Source organism: Thermoplasmata archaeon, from assembly GCA_035632695.1.
GTDB lineage: Archaea > Thermoplasmatota > Thermoplasmata > RBG-16-68-12 > RBG-16-68-12 > RBG-16-68-12.
Window position 1 is genome coordinate 1 of the sequence record DASQGG010000150.1, and the last position, 2748, is coordinate 2748.

Below are 2748 nucleotides of genomic sequence, written 5' to 3' on the forward strand. Positions count from 1 at the left end.
CCTCTTCTACGGGTCGGTTGCGTGCCCTTACTGCGCCGCTTCGAGTTGGGCTGTGTACGAAGCGCTCTCCCAGTTCGGTAGCCTATCGGGATGGTCTTACGCCACCTCGACGTCGTCGGACGTCTATCCGAGCACGCCCGAGGTCAGCCTCGTCTCCACCTCTGTGGCAAGCACGTCCCTATCAATCGACATTCGCGAAGCGAACGATCCCCAGCAAATCACGTTGCCTCCCGTGAGCCCGGTCGAGCAGGCCTACGTCAATGCCTACAACACAGGCGGGGGGATTCCCTTCCTCGTCGTGGGCGGGGTGTACATCCACGTTGGGACGCTAGTCGACCCGGCGTCCCTGGAGTCCGGCGGGACCGCCCTTACGCCGCAGCACGTCGCCCAGTCCCTGGCGAACGCGAACCCGAGCGACCCTGTGTATGCGGCAATCCACCAAGCCCAGCTCTACCTTGAGGCGTACTTCGTCAAGATCGACCAGGCCGCAGGGATCACCCCGCCCACCTCCGTAGCAGGAGACCCGTCGGTCGCGGCGATCGTCGCGCAGATCACGTGAGGCGCTTTCGCCATGGCCGACGCCCGGGTGCTGCATCGCCTCGTCTTGGCGTTCATCCTCGCGGGGCTCGCCCTGAGTCTGTATGCGACCGCGGAATCCCTGAACCCAGCCCTCCAAGGGAGCTGCACGGTGAACGCGTTCCTCTCCTGCGCGGCCGTGCAACAGAGCGGTCTCACGACGCTCGGCCCCGTTCCTGACTGGGCGCTCGGAACCGGAGGCTTCGCGCTCCTCCTCGCTCTCGATGTCCTCCTGATTCGAACGTACGAGTCCCGCTGGCTGCTTGCGGTCCTGTTCGTCGCCGCGTTGGGCCTCGGGGTTGCCGTGGTGCTCGGCTACATCGAGCTCGCGCTCATCCACGCGCTGTGCCCCGTGTGCCTGGGCACCTATGTCGCGGACCTAGGAGCCTTCTCGGGCGCGCTGGCGCTCTTGCGTCTGCGGCGAGCTGCGACAAAGAGTCCGGGGGAAACCGCGTCCTTGGGCGATGCTGAGGGGCCCTAAGCGTCGCACCGCTGGGGGCTCGCGTGCAGGGATTCCAAAGCGGTCAAACGGTCCGGAGCCTTCCGTCGGCTGGGTGTGCCGCACACCCCTCGATGGGGCTGCGCTTGACGGCAGAAATCCGACAGCCATGGATTCGTTGATAGGACTGTGGAGTCCGTAAGAGCCAAGGCCAGTAAGCGCCACACTCATGCCCGTCGCTCCGTGGTGCGGAGGCGAGCCGGGTGGGCCGACGATCTATACAGGCGGCGAGAACGCTACGAGCCGCCATGCGTGCAGTGATTATGTGTCCGGGAGAAACGGCCACAGAAACACGAGAGCCAAGTACGCCGCAATGACGAAGGCAACCAGGACCACGACCATCCAGGTTGGCTTGAGCATGAGTGCAAACGCGGCAAGAGAAATCACAAGGGAGGTGTCCGGAGGGGCGCCGAGTAAGAGAAGTACGGCAAGGGCGCCAAGGCCGGAGGCGAGGGCCAGCGCCACCCGTCGCCTTAGCGTCGTCTCTTTTCCGGAGAGGATGCCCTCCTGTCCCCTTCCGTCCCCGGTCGTCATCGTCGGAATCTCGCTCGCGTAGGCCGTATCGTTCTCGGGCAGTCGCAGAGCCGTGGGCAGGAAGGGACGGTGGTCGAGGTTTCGGGTTGGATCGTCATTCTGGATAACCTTCAGATGCCTTCGAAGATTTCGCGGGCGGCGTCCGCCATCAGGTCCGGGAATCGGACTCGAAAACTCTCGAGTTGTCTCGCGACCCGGTCCGGGTCTGTCACTGCGTAGATCCGATCCGCGTCAACGGTCACAAGACCCACTCCCAGGAGAGAGCGGAGATGCCGACTCAAGGATCGAGGCGCCAGCCCCGAGTCCCTTTCGAGACTCGAGAACCTTGACGGTCCCTCTTTGAGAAGAATCTGGAGCAGAATGCGTTCTCCGCGGACGCGGAGCGCGGCGATGAGTTCTCGCTCCGTGCTAGACAGCAGCTTGGCGGGGTACCAATACACCCGACGCCCGTTCCGATATGTGATCAAAGCCCCTTCGTCTTCGAGGCTCGCGAGATGATACCGCACGGTACGCAGGGACAGGTCCAAACGCGCTGGGACCGCCCGAAGGTGTAGTCCAGGATCGCGCGCGAGCAGCGCAAGGATCCGGTCACGCGTGCTCAGCGCGGATTCGTTCAGGAGACCACCTCGTGCCCCAGAGGAAGGCGATGGCGAACATCATCATAACGGCCACGTCGTCCGCGAACTCGAGCACCTCCACTTGATACTCGCTGATCGGGTTGAGGGTGTCCGGGCTTGCGACGAGCAGGATGGTGAAGGCGACGAATTTCGCCTCGAGCACCAGGAAGGCAGCGAGGGCGAGCGCCAGCCGCATGGAGGGCGTGGTCCGGTACGCTTGGGTGATCGAGGCGATGGGGATGGCGGCGAGGAGAGCGCTGGCAATCTCGAGTGCGACGTGCATAGGGATTCGCCGGGGCACAGACCGGGGCGGATTGTGAACCTTTCGGCTCGCCTAAGCGCGCGCTATCCCTTCGTGCCACAAACGACATGGCCCGCGGGGGGTTCGGCACCCGCGGTGGTTGTGTGAGTGATCGGAAAAGCCGGAGCCTGGTCTCCCTGGTTGCCATCGCGGCCCTTGCGGGCGTGCTCCTGTTGGCGGCCAAACCCGGCTCGGCGCTCGAGCACGTGGACGTGGGCCCG

General features: G+C 64.5%; 5 protein-coding genes. 2 read left to right on the forward strand and 3 right to left on the reverse strand.

What is annotated here, in order from left to right; genetic code table 11:
* Both VEY12_09510 and VEY12_09515 read left to right on the forward strand, forming a co-directional pair.
* The coding region (locus VEY12_09510) for a DUF929 family protein (protein ID HYM40356.1) at positions 1 to 559 on the forward strand (559 nt) is incomplete at its 5' end.
* 12 nt (positions 560 to 571) lie between these two features.
* The gene (locus VEY12_09515; protein HYM40357.1) at positions 572 to 1057 is read left to right on the forward strand and encodes a vitamin K epoxide reductase family protein; all 486 of its coding nucleotides are present in this window, start codon (positions 572 to 574) and stop codon (positions 1055 to 1057) included.
* 279 nt (positions 1058 to 1336) lie between these two features.
* Here VEY12_09515 and VEY12_09520 read toward each other — a convergent pair whose 3' ends face one another.
* The 3 genes from VEY12_09520 to VEY12_09530 all read right to left on the reverse strand — a co-directional run bounded on the left by VEY12_09520 (position 1337) and on the right by VEY12_09530 (position 2509).
* Positions 1337 to 1609, reverse strand: a complete 273-nt coding sequence (locus VEY12_09520) for a hypothetical protein (GenBank protein HYM40358.1) — start codon at positions 1607 to 1609, stop codon at positions 1337 to 1339.
* 110 nt (positions 1610 to 1719) lie between these two features.
* The gene (locus tag VEY12_09525; GenBank protein ID HYM40359.1) at positions 1720 to 1860 is read right to left on the reverse strand and encodes a hypothetical protein; all 141 of its coding nucleotides are present in this window, start codon (positions 1858 to 1860) and stop codon (positions 1720 to 1722) included.
* A gap of 337 nt (positions 1861 to 2197) precedes the next feature.
* Positions 2198 to 2509, reverse strand: coding sequence for a hypothetical protein (locus tag VEY12_09530; GenBank protein HYM40360.1), 312 nt, complete (start codon positions 2507 to 2509; stop codon positions 2198 to 2200).
* Positions 2510 to 2748: the final 239 nt, after the last annotated feature.

Bases quoted from the DNA above. Each gene is read 5' to 3' on its own strand.
- VEY12_09530 (HYM40360.1), bottom strand. From the start codon at position 2,509: ATGCACGTCGCACTCGAGATTGCCAGCGCTCTCCTCGCCGCCATCCCC.
- VEY12_09520 (HYM40358.1), bottom strand. From the start codon at position 1,609: ATGACGACCGGGGACGGAAGGGGACAGGAGGGCATCCTCTCCGGAAAA.
- VEY12_09515 (HYM40357.1), top strand. From the start codon at position 572: ATGGCCGACGCCCGGGTGCTGCATCGCCTCGTCTTGGCGTTCATCCTC.